This window comes from Clostridium puniceum (assembly GCF_002006345.1).
Lineage (GTDB): Bacteria > Bacillota > Clostridia > Clostridiales > Clostridiaceae > Clostridium > Clostridium puniceum.
Genome location: NZ_LZZM01000195.1, coordinates 24,651 through 41,535 on the forward strand (window position 1 = coordinate 24,651; position 16,885 = coordinate 41,535).

At 28.9% G+C, this 16,885-nt stretch carries 13 protein-coding genes and 1 pseudogene; 4 read left to right on the forward strand and 10 right to left on the reverse strand.

What is annotated here, in order from left to right; all coding sequences use genetic code 11:
- Positions 1 to 8: 8 nt before the first annotated feature.
- Positions 9 to 938 carry a tRNA modification radical SAM protein MnmL/YtqA gene (gene mnmL / locus CLPUN_RS18630; protein WP_077848740.1) on the reverse strand — a complete coding sequence of 310 codons (930 nt, stop codon included), beginning with the start codon at positions 936 to 938 and terminating at the stop codon, positions 9 to 11.
- A 308-nt stretch (positions 939 to 1,246) separates the two neighbouring features.
- Between mnmL and CLPUN_RS18635 the strand changes: the two genes are divergently transcribed.
- The 3 genes from CLPUN_RS18635 (at position 1,247) to CLPUN_RS18645 (ending at position 4,293) form a co-directional block, all read left to right on the forward strand.
- Complete coding sequence (locus CLPUN_RS18635) at positions 1,247 to 2,308, forward strand: YkvI family membrane protein (protein ID WP_077848741.1); 1,062 nt, start codon at positions 1,247 to 1,249, stop codon at positions 2,306 to 2,308.
- Positions 2,309 to 2,573: 265 nt separating this feature from the next.
- Positions 2,574 to 3,005: a MarR family winged helix-turn-helix transcriptional regulator gene (locus CLPUN_RS18640; RefSeq protein WP_077848742.1), complete on the forward strand. Its 432-nt coding sequence runs from the start codon at positions 2,574 to 2,576 to the stop codon at positions 3,003 to 3,005.
- Between the two features lie 277 nt (positions 3,006 to 3,282).
- Positions 3,283 to 4,293: a radical SAM protein gene (locus tag CLPUN_RS18645; RefSeq protein ID WP_077848743.1), complete on the forward strand. Its 1,011-nt coding sequence runs from the start codon at positions 3,283 to 3,285 to the stop codon at positions 4,291 to 4,293.
- A 330-nt stretch (positions 4,294 to 4,623) separates the two neighbouring features.
- Here CLPUN_RS18645 and CLPUN_RS18650 read toward each other — a convergent pair.
- The 5 genes and pseudogenes from CLPUN_RS18650 to murI all read right to left on the reverse strand — a co-directional run.
- A pseudogene (locus CLPUN_RS18650) lies at positions 4,624 to 6,355 on the reverse strand (S8 family peptidase); the annotation flags it as partial.
- Positions 6,356 to 6,504: 149 nt separating this feature from the next.
- On the reverse strand, positions 6,505 to 7,173 hold the full coding sequence (locus CLPUN_RS18655; RefSeq protein WP_077848744.1) for a helix-turn-helix domain-containing protein: 669 nt from the start codon (positions 7,171 to 7,173) through the stop codon (positions 6,505 to 6,507).
- 1 nt (position 7,174) lies between these two features.
- Positions 7,175 to 7,546, reverse strand: a complete 372-nt coding sequence (locus tag CLPUN_RS18660; protein ID WP_077848745.1) for a DUF3783 domain-containing protein — start codon at positions 7,544 to 7,546, stop codon at positions 7,175 to 7,177.
- Positions 7,547 to 7,659: 113 nt separating this feature from the next.
- The gene (locus CLPUN_RS18665) at positions 7,660 to 8,184 is read right to left on the reverse strand and encodes a peptidylprolyl isomerase (protein WP_077848746.1); all 525 of its coding nucleotides are present in this window, start codon (positions 8,182 to 8,184) and stop codon (positions 7,660 to 7,662) included.
- Between the two features lie 99 nt (positions 8,185 to 8,283).
- Positions 8,284 to 9,063 carry a glutamate racemase gene (gene murI / locus CLPUN_RS18670; RefSeq protein ID WP_077848747.1) on the reverse strand — a complete coding sequence of 260 codons (780 nt, stop codon included), beginning with the start codon at positions 9,061 to 9,063 and terminating at the stop codon, positions 8,284 to 8,286.
- 486 nt (positions 9,064 to 9,549) lie between these two features.
- Between murI and CLPUN_RS18675 the strand changes: the two genes are divergently transcribed.
- The gene (locus CLPUN_RS18675; RefSeq protein ID WP_077848748.1) at positions 9,550 to 10,659 is read left to right on the forward strand and encodes an HD-GYP domain-containing protein; all 1,110 of its coding nucleotides are present in this window, start codon (positions 9,550 to 9,552) and stop codon (positions 10,657 to 10,659) included.
- 189 nt (positions 10,660 to 10,848) lie between these two features.
- On the opposite strand, the gene CLPUN_RS18680 is transcribed toward CLPUN_RS18675, so the two are convergent.
- The 4 genes from CLPUN_RS18680 to CLPUN_RS18695 all read right to left on the reverse strand — a co-directional run bounded on the left by CLPUN_RS18680 (position 10,849) and on the right by CLPUN_RS18695 (position 16,718).
- Complete coding sequence (locus CLPUN_RS18680) at positions 10,849 to 11,085, reverse strand: hypothetical protein (protein ID WP_077848749.1); 237 nt, start codon at positions 11,083 to 11,085, stop codon at positions 10,849 to 10,851.
- A gap of 127 nt (positions 11,086 to 11,212) precedes the next feature.
- On the reverse strand, positions 11,213 to 14,425 hold the full coding sequence (gene carB, locus CLPUN_RS18685) for a carbamoyl-phosphate synthase large subunit (RefSeq protein ID WP_077848750.1): 3,213 nt from the start codon (positions 14,423 to 14,425) through the stop codon (positions 11,213 to 11,215).
- A 13-nt stretch (positions 14,426 to 14,438) separates the two neighbouring features.
- Complete coding sequence (gene carA / locus CLPUN_RS18690; RefSeq protein ID WP_077848751.1) at positions 14,439 to 15,488, reverse strand: glutamine-hydrolyzing carbamoyl-phosphate synthase small subunit; 1,050 nt, start codon at positions 15,486 to 15,488, stop codon at positions 14,439 to 14,441.
- A 450-nt stretch (positions 15,489 to 15,938) separates the two neighbouring features.
- Positions 15,939 to 16,718, reverse strand: coding sequence for an SDR family NAD(P)-dependent oxidoreductase (locus CLPUN_RS18695; protein WP_077848752.1), 780 nt, complete (start codon positions 16,716 to 16,718; stop codon positions 15,939 to 15,941).
- Between the last annotated feature and the right edge of the window lie 167 nt (positions 16,719 to 16,885).

Below are 16,885 nucleotides of genomic sequence, written 5' to 3' on the forward strand. Positions count from 1 at the left end.
AAAAGTTGTTATATTTTAAAATCTTTTCCTTGCCATAAATCATTATCTTCTAAAGCCTTATCTATTGAATTTAAAACTTCCCATTTCTTCAAACTCCACATAGGTCCAATTAAAAGATCCCTTGGCGCATCCCCAGTTAATCTATGTACTACCATTTCCTTAGGAAGCATTGCTATGCCTTTTGTAATTAAATCTATATAATCTTCCTGTGATAAAAATTCAAGTTCACCTTTTTCAAACACCTTTACCATAGGTGTTTGTTTTATTAAATGTAGTAAATGAAACTTAACTCCCCTAGCCCCTGAGTGAGAAATATAATCTATGGTCTTTAACATATCTTCCTTAGTTTCACCTGGCAGTCCTAAAATATCATGTACTACCACATCAATATTTCTCTCTTTTAGATTTTTCATTGCCTTTTCAAAAACTTCTAATTTATAGCCCCTATTTATTTTATTAGCCGTTACATCATTACTTGTTTGAAGGCCAAGCTCTATCCAGAGATAAACCTTATTTTTTATCTCATTCAATAAATCTAATACTTCATCATCTAAACAATCTGGTCTTGTTGCTATTGCAATTGCTACAACCCCCTCTTGCTTTAAAGCTTCCTCATATTTACGTCTTAACTCATCAATAGGTGCATAGGTATTTGTATAAGCTTGAAAATAAGCAATATACTTTCCACTTTTCCACTTATGTGCCATCATTTCTTTTATATCATTAAACTGCTTTGTGATAGATAATTCTCTATCTCCCGCATAATCTCCTGATCCTCTTTCACTACAAAAAAGACAGCCTCCATTGCTTATTTTCCCATCCCTATTAGGGCATGAAAAACCCCCATCTAAAGATATTTTAAATACCTTTTCTCCAAATTTCTCTCTTAAAAAATAGTTTAAACTATGATATCTCTTTCCATTCCAAAAACTATTCATATGTCCTCCTATATATATAATTTCCACTATAAGTAAATGTATATATTATACTATTAATTATATTAAACTAAGGTCACACATTTTAATTCCAAATTAATTTTTCTTTCTTACATTGTACATTTAAAATTGTTAAAAGTACATTATGCTACATTAAATAAGATTGTATATAAATTAACTTATTAATTTGTTTTTTTAATTCACCCATTTAATTCTAAAATTTATATCTTTAAATATTATAAATTTAAAGAATAAATCAAAAGTAACCTTTATATATTATTAAAAGGAACATTCTTGGAGGAGGATAAATTTTGAAAAACGAATTAATCAAGGTTTTTCAAGTTGCCACAGTGTTTATTGGTACAATTGTTGGTGCTGGACTTGCCTCAGGAAAAGAGATTACAGAATTCTTCACTAAGTATGGAATAAATAGTTTTCTAGGCATTATAGCTTGTGGAACTTTCTATATTATAATGAGCTCTATAATCTCAAAAATAAGTATTGATTACAATCTTAATTCATATAGTGATGTTATAAATATAATAAGTCCTAACATATTAGGAAAATTTACTGGCTTTATAACTACTTTTTTTCTTATTTCCAGTTCCTCAATAATACTCGCTGGAAGTGGGGCTTTAATTCATCAGTTTTTTGGAATACCTAAAATACTAGGTTCATTAATAATGATTTCAATTGCAATATTCTTTCTGCTTCGTGGCACTGAAGGTCTAATTGAAGTAAATTCCTTTATTGTTCCAGGATTAATTGGAACACTTACTCTGATTACGGCTTTATATTTTTCATTTTGTAAAGATACTATTTCCTTTAGTAATATATCTAATTTTCAGTCACATAAATCTGGTCTTGCTATTTCAACAATATTATATGCAGGATATAATACACTTTCTGCTTCAGGAGTTTTAGTTCCACTTAGCACTCAAATGAAAAAAACTAAAACCATGATTATTGGAGTAGTAACTGGTGCTATTGGACTAACTATACTTTGCTTAATGATAAATTTGTTATTAACAGTTAATCAACCATATATATATAACTATGAAATTCCATTGCTTTTTGTAGCAAATAGGTTTGGTAATATTATTCAAGCGTTACTACTTGTAATAATATGGTTGGAAATGTTCTCCACTGAAGTTTCTGATGTATATTCAATAAGTAAGACCTTAGAACAATCCTTTAATATTAAATTCAAAAAAGCTATATTTATAGTTTTAGGTACTGCTCTTTTAATTTCTCAATTGGGATTTGGTAATCTTATAACAAAGTTATATCCTATGTTCGGATTGTTGAGTTTAATTTTTATATCTCAATGTATAATATTCTTTTGTAAACATAAGATATATGAAAAAAAATGACCTGGAACTAAATAGATTAAGCTTTTACACAAATATTAATCTATTTAGTACTTCTATAATCTGCATATTTTCTAAATTAACCATAAAAATCAAAAATACTTAACCTAATACTATTTAATTATATGAAGACCTCTATTTAATCTATTAGTAACTATAAGATTAAATGTAATTTCAGCAGTTACTAAAATAGAATAGTATTGACAAAGTATAGAATACGTTTTATTATACTTACAGTTCATATATGGAATAATTTAGAGGTGAAAACATGTCAAACGATTTATTACGCAATATCTATATGAAAATTAGACATATCAATGATGCTTCAGTTAATAAATTCGTTAACTCTACTTCAGGATATAATGCCACAGGAGTTCAATTTGGGGTTCTAAAGAATATACCACTTGAAGGCAGTATTACTATGTCTGAATTAAAAGATAAAGTAAGATGTGTTGCAAGCAACATGACAACAATAATTAGACGGATGGAAAAACAAGAGCTTGTAGTAACTTTTAAAAATTCTGCTGATAAACGACAAACATTGGTTTCTATAACGCAAAAAGGTATTGATGTTAGAAATACAATGGATATTGCGTATAAAAGTTTCTTATTTGGTATGTATGGAGTTTTGAATCATGAAGAACAAAATATATTAAATAATTTACTTACAAAAATAGAAGAAAACCTTAATGAAAAATAAGGTTTTCTTTTTATGCTCATGGTATTTTAGGTGTATTTATTACTTTAAAAGAAGAAGATACTTTGAAAGTTTCACCCAAACCAACTGTATAATAGGTTTGTAAGAAATATGATTCTTTTTTATAATATAAAGTACAAATTTCTTATATAAAAGAATTTTAATTCTTTTATATTGCATGTGTTATAATTTATTTGGATATATTACATATATAATTTATAGGATAACTTAAATACCTTAATATAGTGTATTTTATGCCATATATAAAGGAGTTAATTATATGGAATTTTCAATTAACAAAACAGAAAATAATATCTTAAATATGCTTAATGAATGTAAACTTTGCAACAGAAATTGTAAAGTCAACAGAAATGATAATCAAATAGGATTTTGTAACGCTTCAAATACAGTAAGAGTTGCCAGAGCTTCTTTACATCTTTGGGAAGAACCACCTATCTCTCAAGGCAATGGTTCTGGTACTGTGTTCTTTTCTCATTGCAATTTGAAATGTGTATTTTGCCAAAATCATGATATAAGTCAAGGAACCGAAGAAAATATTTCTTATGACTATAATTCAAAAAATCTAAAAGTTGAAAATTCAGCAAATAAGTCCTCCGTTACTGGTACTCAAGTATCCATTAAAAGACTTTCTGAAATCTTTTTAGAACTTCAAGAAAAAGGAGCAAATAATGTTAATTTAGTAACTCCAACACATTACGTTCCTCAAATAATAGAAGCACTAAAAATAGCAAAAAAAAATAAATTAAGAATACCTATTCTTTATAACACAAATGGCTATGATTCTATCAAAACCATTAAATCACTAAATGGATATATTGATGTTTATTTGCCGGATTTCAAATATTTTAATGATAAATATGCAATTGAGTATTCCAAGGTAAGTGACTATGCTTCTAATACTATAAAAGTAATTGATGAGATGCTAAGTCAAGTTGGACAGCCTAAATTTGATTCCAATGGTCATATGATTAAAGGAGTTATTGTAAGACACTTAATGCTTCCAGGACTTCTTTTTGATTCCAAAAAGGTAATTGATCTTATTTACAATAGATATAGTGATAATATTTATATAAGTTTAATGAATCAATATGTACCTATGTTTAAAGCTTGTGATTACCCTAAAATAGATAAACCACTTAATCCCAAACACTATGATAGTCTTATTAATTATGCAGTAGAACTTGGAATTACAAATGGCTTCATTCAAGATGAAGGTGCTAATACATCTGATTTTATTCCTAACTTTAATTTAGAAGGTGTGATTAGATAAACTATTTCTAACTTACTTGGAACAAACTATATGTTAAGTTTGTTCCAAGTAAATCGGAAATATATTCCTTTATTCCGAAATTTATTCATCCAACTGAAACTGGAGTCTCTATTCTAATTAAAATTTAATCATTTATGCCTCCCTTAAAAATAGATTTATTTTACACTAATATGAAATTTCAAAATTAATAATAAAATTTAGGTATTTTTCGCTTATTGTCTAAACCAGGTATAATTGGAGGTATAAATTCATTACCTGTCCTTATAGTTTGTGTCTCACAATTCTTTATAAGTTCTGTTGTTGTTCTAAAAAACATCTCTTCTTCATATTTTCTGGTAAAAATAGCATTTAAATCTGATTCAAGTAAAATTAAACTATTAAATACACATATTTCTCCATATCCCCATACTGGATTTGGATATGTTATATCACTTCGTCTCCTCCTTGCACCTCTTACTAAGTAATATTTTAATCTTTGTCCAAAAAGATAAGGATCTTTTCCTTGTATTATTCCCCACTCCATCATTAATGCACATATTCCAGCTACTTGTGGCGCTGCCATTGATGTACCTGTTTTATTATCATAACCACCATTAGGCGCTGGTCCAGCTATATCTTCTCCAGGTGCAACTAAATCAGGTCTTACAGCATTTTGCCACAGCTGTTCGCCCCTGCCACTAAAGGATGAAATATTATCCGTTCTATAGTTATAGCTTCCAACTGCAATTATATTATCTACTGTTGCAGGAATCCCTAAAGTGTTAAATTGATTAGGTTCTAAAAATCTTGTACCAGGATTAAGTCCCTCTAATACAGGAAGCCATATTGAATATTTTCCTTCGTATTCATTTAAAACATTTATTTCTAAAGTCCATACACCTTGAACAAGGTACTCAGCTCTAGCTGAAAGAATTATTTTTATTTCACTATTCAACTCAAATGGTTTTGCTCCAGATATATATATATCATATCTATCTCTTCCTACAGCACCTTGAATATATCCTTCCTGTATTACAACACTTCCACTACTTTGACCTGTTGGGCTTATTATATTAATTGATATATTAGGTAAAATTGATTTATATAAATTCATAACAATTGATTTTTCATCACTTGATATATTAAAGATTTCTCTTTGTGTTTTGTTTAATTCACCTCCAACATGATGACCTGCATCGCCTTCATTCCCAGCAGCAATTACAATAGAAACTCTTTCCAAATTAGCTATCGTTCTAATGTACTGCTCTAATAAACTGCTTCCATTATGGCCTCCATCATTTGTACTCAAACTAATATTAATAACTAAAGGCATATTAAGTTCTTTACTTCTGTCTAATAAAAACTTAATTCCCTGCATTATTTGAGAACTTAACACAGTTACTCCTCTCGCTGCCTTTACCATTGCTATAGAAGCATTAGGTGCTGCTCCCTTATACTGTTCATTTATATTTCCACCAGCTGCTGCAATTCCTGCTACATGAGTTCCATGTCCCGTATTATCAATTGATGGAATTATTGAATATGGATTATTAGACTTTATTGCATCATTTATCATTTGCTTATTATAAATATTACCTCCTGTACTTAAATCATAAATATACTCTATTCTTGTGTTCCCCGTATTATCCATAAATGCTGGATGCGTATAATCTATTCCTGAATCTACAAATCCAATTAGAACTCCTTGCCCTGAAACACCAAAATTAGGAGGTAATTCAAGTATACAAGAGGCCCTATTACTTTCTCTATCCTGTTCATATAAGTTTTTAGGTAATTCTATATATTGAATAGTGTTACTTAACGATAAATCCTGCAATTTGTTTATAGGTATCTCAACAATTGCAAAACTATACCCTAAATCTTGAAACTTTCCTCCTAATCCTTCAATAAATATCCTTGTTTGTTCTGGAGTATCTCTATATAAAATAACTAGTTGTACATTATTATTTCCCTCTACATTTAATTTATAGCCCAATTCATCTAATATTGCTTTGGGTACATTTGTTAACAAACCAATAGACGCATCTACTTTTGAAGTTACTTGCCTTTTAAAATTAGCTATAAGAACCAACTCCTAAATAACTATACACATATATACTATGCAATTAAATATCTATATGTAACAAAAATAGAGACTAATTGGACTAACCAATCAATCTCTATTCATATTGCATATTATTAAGATATAAAAATCATCTTAAATAATATTTACTATAATTTAATTTCAACTCTCTCTAATTTAGCAATTACATCTATTTCTTTTAACTCCATAGTTTCAGTAATTAAGCTTCCTGCATTACTAACTAAAAGCACCTTAGAATTTCCTAAAACTTTTACTTGTCTTATCTTTCTATTTCCTTTATAGTCAATTAAGAAAAAGCCATTATTATTTACTTCTTTTACACTATGTGAAAAAGCAATATCACCTTTTAGCATTCTAAAACCAGTCATTTCATCATCTTCTATTTCCAAATAAAATACCTTATCTTGTGGATAATCTTCTATTTTATTCGAATGAATTGGCATCTCTTTAGATCCTTTTTTCGTTGATAATGAATAATTATATATTGGAACACTTCTAAGTACCGATGAAAATGCATCTGTCCATACTTCTGAGCTTTCTACATTTCTCTTAGGGACTTCCTTTAATGTCTTTCTTTCTTCCATCAATTGCTCATCTGTAACAACCATACTTATATCATTCAAATCAGCTTTTAGTACTTTAGCTGCTTTATCTATAAATGATTCAGGGGCAACTTTTCTTCCAATTTCTACTTCATTTAAGTATTTTTCTGCTACTCCAAGCTTCTTCGCTAAAGCCTTAACTGTCATGCCACTTTTTTCTCTAGCCTGCTTTATATTTTCTCCTACACGACTCACTTTACTTTCTCCCCTTTTGTTGTGCTTCAAACCATTCTCTTTCTTCAACTAAATGTTCTAATAAATATTTAAAGGTCCATTTATAGTTTTGAGCTGTAGATACAGCTAATACTCCACCTTTAACAAAACCTCTAATATATCTAATAGTAACTTTTAATTGTTCATCTTTAAAGCCATTAAAAATAAGTGCCTTTTCATTTAATGGCAGCTCATAATATGAATCTTCATTGATCTTCTCACATATTATATCTTCAATCTTCATCAAGCCCATATTATTATTTATTTCTATTACCTTGATATTTTGACTTTCTACCTTTTCAATTTCATCTGGTTTTAATCCATATACTAATATACATTTATTATTTATAGCCATTTAAGACACCTCTTTTCCATTTACTTTATTATATATGACCTTTTATTAAATACTTATTTTTTATGATTTATAAGCAACTTATTTATATGGTCTGTTTAAAATTAAAATCTATTCTATTCTTCAATTATTTCTGGTTCTGTAATTTCCTCACCTTGAGTATCTACTGTAATACTTTTAATAACTTGATCTTCATAAGGTCTATCTGCTCTATCAGTCTTTTGAGCAACAATTTTATCTGCTACTTCCATTCCTTCAATAACTTTACCAAACGATGCATATTGTCCATCTAAATGTGGAGAATCTGCAACCATAATAAAGAATTGACTTCCTGCTGAATCTGGGTGCATAGATCTAGCCATTGATAATACACCTTTTGAATGTTTTAATGTATTTTTAAAACCATTATTTGTAAATTCTCCCTTTATAGAATAACCAGGTCCACCCATTCCACTACCTTCTGGACATCCTCCTTGAATCATAAATCCTGGAATAACTCTGTGGAATATTAATCCATCATAAAAACCTCTATTTATTAAATCTACAAAATTCTTTACTGTGTTTGGTGCTATTTCAGGATATAATTCAGCCTTAATAACCCCGCCATTTTCCATAGTCATTGTAATAATTGGATTCTTCATTTTTTAATTTCTCCTCTCGATATCAGTCTTAAATAATATTATTATCTAAAATATAAATTTAAATTCATTATTTATGTCTTCATAAACTTTAAATAATACCTATATTTTTATATTAATTAGATTATAACAGAAATCTATAATTTTATTATCATTTATAGAATTATAAATTTCTATATTTCCTTTTTCTTTTGAATCATTTATCAAATCTTTTTCTATTAACTTTCTTTCTAATTCATAAGAAGTACCAAGTCCACCATCAATAAGAGGTACATGATCTCCTATAACATTAGCTAGTGGCTTCTTTACAAAAGGATAATGAGTACATCCCAAAACAACTGATGCTATATCATCAGTTAAGTAATCTTTGAACTTTTCCCTTAAATATCCTTCTAATTTTTCTCCGTCTAATACTCCTTGCTCTATAAATTCTACAAGACCTGCACAAGGTAATGATTCTATACAAGATTCATCTTTATATTTCTCCATTAAGAGCTTAAATTTCTTCTCTCTTAACGTCATTGGTGTTGCCATTATTATTATTTTACCTTTTCTACTTAACTTAACAGCAGGCTTTAATGCTGGTTCTATACCAATTACAATTAATTTCTTATATTTGCTTCTAACTTCCTCAATTGCAGCACTAGTTGCAGTATTGCAAGCTACTACAATTGCTTTAACATTTTTATCTAATAAAAAATCTACTGCATTTAAAGTAAGATTTTTGACTTCCTTTAACTCCTTAGTTCCATAAGGAGCATTTTGAGAATCTCCAAAATATATAAAATTTTCATTGGGCATGATAGAAATGGCTTCTCTCATTACGCTCAAACCACCTACCCCTGAATCAAAAAATCCTATAGGACTATTTTTAATATTCAAAGTGTTCACACTCCATCTTTCCTAAAATTAGACATATGAAAGAACATAACAAATCCATGGTGCGATGAGATGTTCTTATGGCAGCATAGCTGCTCTTTTTTTATGTGTATATTTTTCTCCAGACTAGGAAGTATGTTTATCTTATAGTTAGGGCTACTAGCTGAACATGCTGATGAAGTCTGAAGGAAAATAGATTGTTATTTCTTTAAATATGCCTCAAATATATAAAACAAAAATAACACATATATCTTACCTAATAAATATTTTATTACTTTATTTCCAATAAATCTATACACAAATTATTTAAATCTAGTACAAAAAACTTATGGGCATAATTAATTGATAACTATTTAAGGTAATATATTATAAATTAGGTAAAATTCTTGCATCTTTAATTGAACACTTAACAATTTTTCGTCATTATAGTATAATTATGCATTACATTTATGATATAATAGTTATTATTAATATAGTGAGGTAATTACTATGCGATTAATTCCTATTGAATGTATTAGAGAAAACTCATTATTGGGTAAAAATATATATACTTCTGATGGTCGCTGCTTACTTAAGGCTGGTGTTGTCTTAACGGATGTTATGTTAAAAAGAATTAAAGAATTGCAAATTTTTTCTCTATACATAATTGATGAATATAGTTCTTATGAAATTGAAGACATTATAAAACCAGAGTTAAGACAAAAATCTATTTCTGTAATTAAAGAAACATTTTCTGACATACAACGAATATCATCCGTACATAATTTTGAAAAACGTAGTATTAATCAATATAGTAAACAAGAGAAAAAATATTTTAAATCAATTAACACAATAGCTGAAGAATTATTAGAGAGTGTTTTGTCTAACAAAAATGTATTACTCTCTTTAGTAGATATAAAAAGTATGGACAATTACACCTATTCTCATTGTGTTAATGTTGCTGTAATATCCATTGTCCTTGGTATTAGTCTAAACCTTCCCAAGAGAGATTTAACATATCTTTGCATTGGCGCATTAATTCATGATATTGGGAAATCATTTATTCCAACTGAAGTTCTTCAAAAACCTGACAATTTAACACTTGAAGAATTTGAAATAATAAAAAAGCACCCTAAACGAGGTTATGACTTTTTAGGAAACTTCTTTAACTTGAGTTCTCATATTAAATTAATAGTTTTACAACATCATGAGAGATTTGATGGATTAGGTTATCCTAATGGACTTTTAGGTGATGAGATTAGTTATCTAACTAAAATAGTAACCATTGCAGATGTTTATGATGCTCTAACTTCCGACAGACCATATAAGAGAGCTATGTGTCCAAGTGATGCCCTAGAATATTTAATGTCTAATTCTGGTACGCGATTTGATTATGATATGATTAATGTATTTTGTAAAATTGTTATACCTTTTCCTCAAGGAACAATTGTAAGCCTTAGTAATGGTGATGTAGGCATAGTAGAAGAGACTTTTCCAAACTTCCCATTAAGACCAATTGTTAAAATAGTTAAAAGTGACCGCAAAAGTAACATTGGTTCAAAAGTTAATTTAATAGATACTCTTTCAGTTGTTATTTCTAAAGTACAATATGAAATATAAAATAAGTTGCTAAATTTCCAGGTAACTTATTTTTATTTTTATCAATATGTAAGTTTAATTAATTTATTACATTAAATTTATGTAAAATAAGCATATAAAGTATACATATACATTGCAATAAAAAATCTACATTACAAACAATGAATCAACCAAGTACAAATTTTATGAAAGACTGTTTTTTAACATATACTAATTTATTCTCTTTCTTTTATTCACAAAAGGATTCAAATTTGCAAGTTCTTCTGCTTCTTCAAAACTTCTAGCTCTAAATACTAAAGTCCATCCATTCCTATCATATTTACCTGCACACATTATATATTTATCTTGTCGACCTACATAATTTCCTTGTCTATCTATTATCAAGCTTCTAATATTATCTACATTCTTACAGTTTACTTTTACAAAAAAATTGCCTACATCTTTCATAATATGATCCCCCTATCAAACATACGTTCATTGATTACATTATATAGAACACTTGTTTGCTTGTCAATAATATATGTGAATTTTGTAGAAAAAAATAGAAGGGACAAATCCCTTCTATTAAATAAACTTATTGAGCTGCTATATCAAATACTTCTAAATCTCTATTCTCATCAAGTTTTTCAATTTCTACATCAGCAATTGCTCTTAATGTGTCTAATGCAGTTATTACACCTACATTTCTTTCAACTGCAGCTCTTCTTATTAAGAAACCATCTCTATTTGAATCATTTCCCTTAGTTGGAGTATTTACAACTAAATCTACTTCTCTATTTTTAACTATATCTAAAATATTTGGTTCTTCTTCATCAATCTTTCTGATTTCTTCTACATCTATACCCGCTTCTCTCAATAATACACAAGTTCCTGTAGTTGCAACAAATTTATATCCAACTGCCGCAAGTTCTTTTGCTATAGGTAAAAATTCTGCTTTATCATGCTTATTTATTGTTGCTAATATTTTTCCTTTTTCCTTTGATGGATACATATTAGCTCCAACAAATCCTTTGTAAAGTGCTTCTTTAATATTTCTACCTACACCTAAAACTTCTCCTGTAGATCTCATTTCTGGTCCTAAGCATACTTCAACATTAGGCAATTTTTGAGTTGAAAATACTGGAACCTTAACTGATACTAATTTAGGTTCTTTATATACATCTATTCCATAACCTAAATCTGTTAATTTAGCTCCAAGCATTACTTGTGTAGCTAAATCTACTATCGGAACTCCACTTACTTTACTTATATAAGGTACTGTTCTTGATGCTCTTGGATTAACTTCAATTACATACAATTGTCCTTCAAATTCTATAAATTGAATATTTATCATTCCTTTTATTCCAATTGCTAAAGCTAACTTTTTAGTATAATCCAAAACATCAGTCTTTATCTTATCGGATATATTTTGACTCGGATACATAGTCACACTGTCACCAGAGTGAACTCCAGCTCTTTCTAAATGTTCCATAATACCTGGTATTAATATATTTTCTCCATCTGATATAGCATCTACTTCTATTTCTCTGCCCATTAAGTATTTATCTATAAGAATTGGATTTTTCTTATCTTTAGCAAAAGCATTTTCTAAGTAATATGTTAACTCTTCTTCATCATGAGTTATCTCCATACCTTGACCACCAATTACATATGAAGGTCTAACAAGAACCGGAAATTTTAATCTTCTAGCTTCTTCCAAGCCTTCTTCTACTGACCAAATTCCCTTTCCTTTTGGTCTTGATATTTCTAGTCTTTCTAATAATTCATCAAACTTTTCTCTATCTTCAGCCATATCTATTTGATCTGCAGTAGTTCCAAGTGTTACAATATTTTTTTCTTTTAAGAAATTAGCAAGCTTAATTGCTGTTTGCCCACCAAATTGAAGTATTACACCATCTGGCTTTTCTTTTTCAATTATATTTAAAACATCTTCTTCTGTTAGTGGTTCAAAGTATAGTTTATCAGACACATCAAAGTCTGTACTTACTGTTTCTGGGTTATTGTTAACTATAATAGTTTCAATTCCTAATTTCTTTAATGCTTTTACACAATGTACTGAAGCATAGTCAAACTCAATTCCTTGACCTATTCTTATTGGACCTGATCCTATAACTATAACTTTCTTATTATTTGATACTTCAACTTCATCATATTGTTCATAAGTTGAATAATAATAAGGTGATAATGCTTCGAATTCTCCACCACAAGTATCAACCATTTTGTATGAAGGCTTTACATTCCAGATATCTCTTAATCTATAAATATCATCAGGGCTAACCTTTAACATATCTGCGATAGCTTTATCTGAAAATCCTTTTTTCTTTAAGTTATGTAACCATTCTTTGTCTAAATCTTCAATCTTGCTAAGTTTTAATCTTTGTTCTTCTTCAACTATCCACTTAATTTTTTCTAAGAAGAACATATCAATACCTGTAATTTTGTTTATTCTATCTATCATATAGTCTCTTCTTATCATCTCAGATAGTGCGAATATTCTTTCATCATCTGGTTTCATTACTATATCTTTTAAATCTGTAATACTATATTCCTTGAATTTCTTATGATCTAAAGAATATTTTCCTATTTCTAAACTTCTAATACCTTTTAAAAATGCTTGCTCAAAGTTAGCTCCGATGGCCATAATTTCACCAGTAGCCATCATTTTAGTTCCTAATTGTCTATCTGCACCAAAGAATTTATCAAAAGGCCATTTTGGTATTTTGACTACAACATAGTCTAATGTAGGTTCAAAACATGCATAAGTCTTTTGAGTTACTGCATTTTTTATTTCATCTAATCCATATCCAAGCGCAATTTTAGCTGCAAGCTTTGCAATAGGATATCCTGTTGCTTTTGATGCTAAAGCTGAACTTCTTGAAACTCTAGGATTGATTTCTATAACTGCATATTCAAAAGAATTTGGATTTAATGAAAATTGTACGTTACATCCACCTTCAATTCCAACTGCATTTATTATATTTATTGATGCTGTCCTTAGCATTTGATATTCTTTATCTGAAAGAGTTTGCGATGGTGCAACCACTATGCTGTCACCAGTATGTATACCAACAGGATCTATATTTTCCATGTTACATACAGTAATACAGTTTCCATAAGAATCTCTCATTACTTCGTACTCTACTTCTTTCCATCCCTTAACACTCTTTTCAAGTAAAACTTGACCAATTGTACTTAATTGAAGTCCTAGTTTTAAGATAGTTTCAAGTTCTTCCTCATTATTAGCTATACCGCCACCTGAACCGCCTAGCGTGTATGCTGGTCTAACTATAACTGGATATCCGATTTTACTTGCAAAATCCATCCCAGCTTTTAAATCAGTTACTATTTCACTCTTTATAACTGGTTCTCCAATTTTATTCATCATATTTCTAAATAATTCTCTATCTTCACCTTCTTTAATAGATGCAATAGATGTTCCGATTACTTTTACATTATATTTTTCTAATATACCAGAATCATGTAATTCTACAGCAAGGTTAAGTCCTGTTTGCCCTCCCATTCCTGCAAGTAAACTATCTGGTCTTTCCTTAGCAATAACTTTTTCAACAAATTCTAAGGTTAATGGCTCTAAATAAACCTTATCTGCAACTTCTTTATCTGTCATTATTGTCGCAGGATTTGAATTTACAAGTACAACTTCTATCCCCTCTGATTTTAATGCTTCACAAGCTTGAGTTCCTGAGTAATCAAATTCTGCTGCTTGACCTATGACTATTGGGCCTGATCCTATAACTAAAACCTTTTTTATATCTTTATTTAATGGCATTTAACGTAACCTCCTATAGTGCATATTCTAAAAATTTATCAAATATATATTCACTGTCATTTGGACCTGCTGATGCTTCTGGATGGAATTGAACTGAATATATCGGCAAATTCTTATGTTTCATTCCTTCTACAGTTCCATCATTTATATTTACATGAGTAACTTCCATATCATCTGGTAATTTTTCAACCACATAACCATGGTTTTGAGAAGTTATATGAACAATATTAGCTTCTAGATCTTTAACTGGGTGATTACATCCTCTATGACCAAACTTTAACTTGTTAGTTTTACCACCTAATGCTAATCCTAATAATTGATGCCCTAAGCAAATACCTGTAATCGGCTTTTTGCCAACTAATTTCTTTATATTTTCTATAGCAAAATCCAAATCTTCTGGATCCCCAGGTCCATTAGATAAAAATACTAAGTCTGGATTTGCACTTAAAACTTCTTCCGCTGTTGCAGTTGCTGGGAATACTGTTAATTTACAATTTCTCTTTTTAAAGTTTCTTATTATATTAGTTTTTATACCAAAATCCATAACTGCTATATGCTTTCCAGTACCTTCAACTGTATAAGAAGTATCTGTTGTAACAGTCTTCACTGCTTGCTTAGTTGAAAAACCTGCTAATTTTTCTTTAACATATTCATCATCAACCTCTTCAAGTGCAATTATACCTCTCATTGTTCCACTATTTCTTAAAACCTTAGTTAATGCTCGTGTATCTATTCCTTCTAATCCAAGAACCTTTCCTTGCTTTAAAAAATCTTCAAGACCTAATTCACATCTGAAATTACTTGGTAAGCTGCATTTTTCTCTTACAATAAAACCTCTTACTTTAATTGAGTCTGATTCCATATCGTCAAGATTAATTCCATAGTTACCTATTAAAGGATAAGTCATAGTTACTATTTGTCCGTAATAAGATGGATCTGTAAGTACCTCTTGATAACCTGTCATACCAGTTGTGAATACAACTTCTCCAACGCTTTCTTTTAGGTAACCAAAAGCTTTACCTTCAAAAACCATGCCATTTTCTAATATAAGCTTTGCCTTCATATTCAAGCCTCCTACAAATATATTTTTGCTAAAACTACACCTTATGAATCTTTTTGTGTAAAACAAAAGGATAATAAAGAGACTTCAGTAAAACTGCTCTCTTCACTATCCTGTGATACCTTACAAAATATTGACTTCAAAAAATAAGCTATGAAATTTATCATTTTGCTTTCAAAATCATAGTTATGCTCCCTTTTTGGCCTCACAGGACCAAGTTAAAGTGTATCTTAACTTTTTTAATTTTTCTCTTTCTAATTATTCTAGTTGATAGAACATACTATGTCAAGATAAATTAAGGATAGTTTATTTAATTCTTTTTATTTTAATCTCATTGCATTCATATTATTCTAAATATTCATTCATATACCATATTATCATATAAACACGATAATATAAAGCATAAAAATTCATTTTTATGAATTTTTATTCACTACCTATTTTACCTACTTTTTAACTATTACTTTTTAATATTATCTTTCTACTCAATGAACGAGGAATTAATTTATTTGCTAAAACTAACATTTTATTCTTATATCCTGGAATTATTATTGCTTTTCCTCTAAAAAAGTCTACGTAAGCTTCTTCTGCAACCTTATTAGCATCCATTAAATATTTTTTGGCCTTCTCTGATTTTCTAATTCCTGCCTTTTGTTGAAATGATGTTTTTACTGGTCCTGGGCAAAGACAACTTACTCTTATTCCAAATTCTTTTACTTCATCATGAAGTGCTTCTGTTAATGATAATACATAAGCTTTACTAGAATAATACATTGCCATCTTTGGACCTCCAATAAAAGCAGCTGTTGATGCTACATTTAAAATCCCACCATTTTTTCTTTTAATCATTTTATTTAAAAAGTATTTAGTAAGATTAGTTAATGCAATAATATTTATATTTATTAATTTTTCTTCAAATCCATCCTCTGATTCATTAAACAGTCCAAAACTTCCAATGCCAGCATTATTTATTAAATTATCAACAATTAAATTTTTTTCTTCCACAGTTCTTATTATTTTTTCACAAGCTTTATCCATAGATAAATCTAATTGTATTGTTTCCACAGATATTTCATATTTTTTCTGAAATTCACTTTTAATTATTTCTAGCTTAGTTTGATTTCTAGCTATAATAATTAAATTATGTTTATGATCTGCAAAAAGTTTTGCTAATTCTAGTCCAATACCTTCTGTCCCACCAGTTATCATTGTATATATACTTGATTTCTTCATTTCTTCATTTCCAATCACTTTTCTTATTTATTTATCATTATTAGGTTGTTGAGTAAACAAAATTTGTAAAAAATAAATAAGCCATTCCTTTGTGGTATAATAATTTCGCTAAAAATCCAAATACATCACATAAGGAATGACTTAAATATGATTATATCACCAAAGGT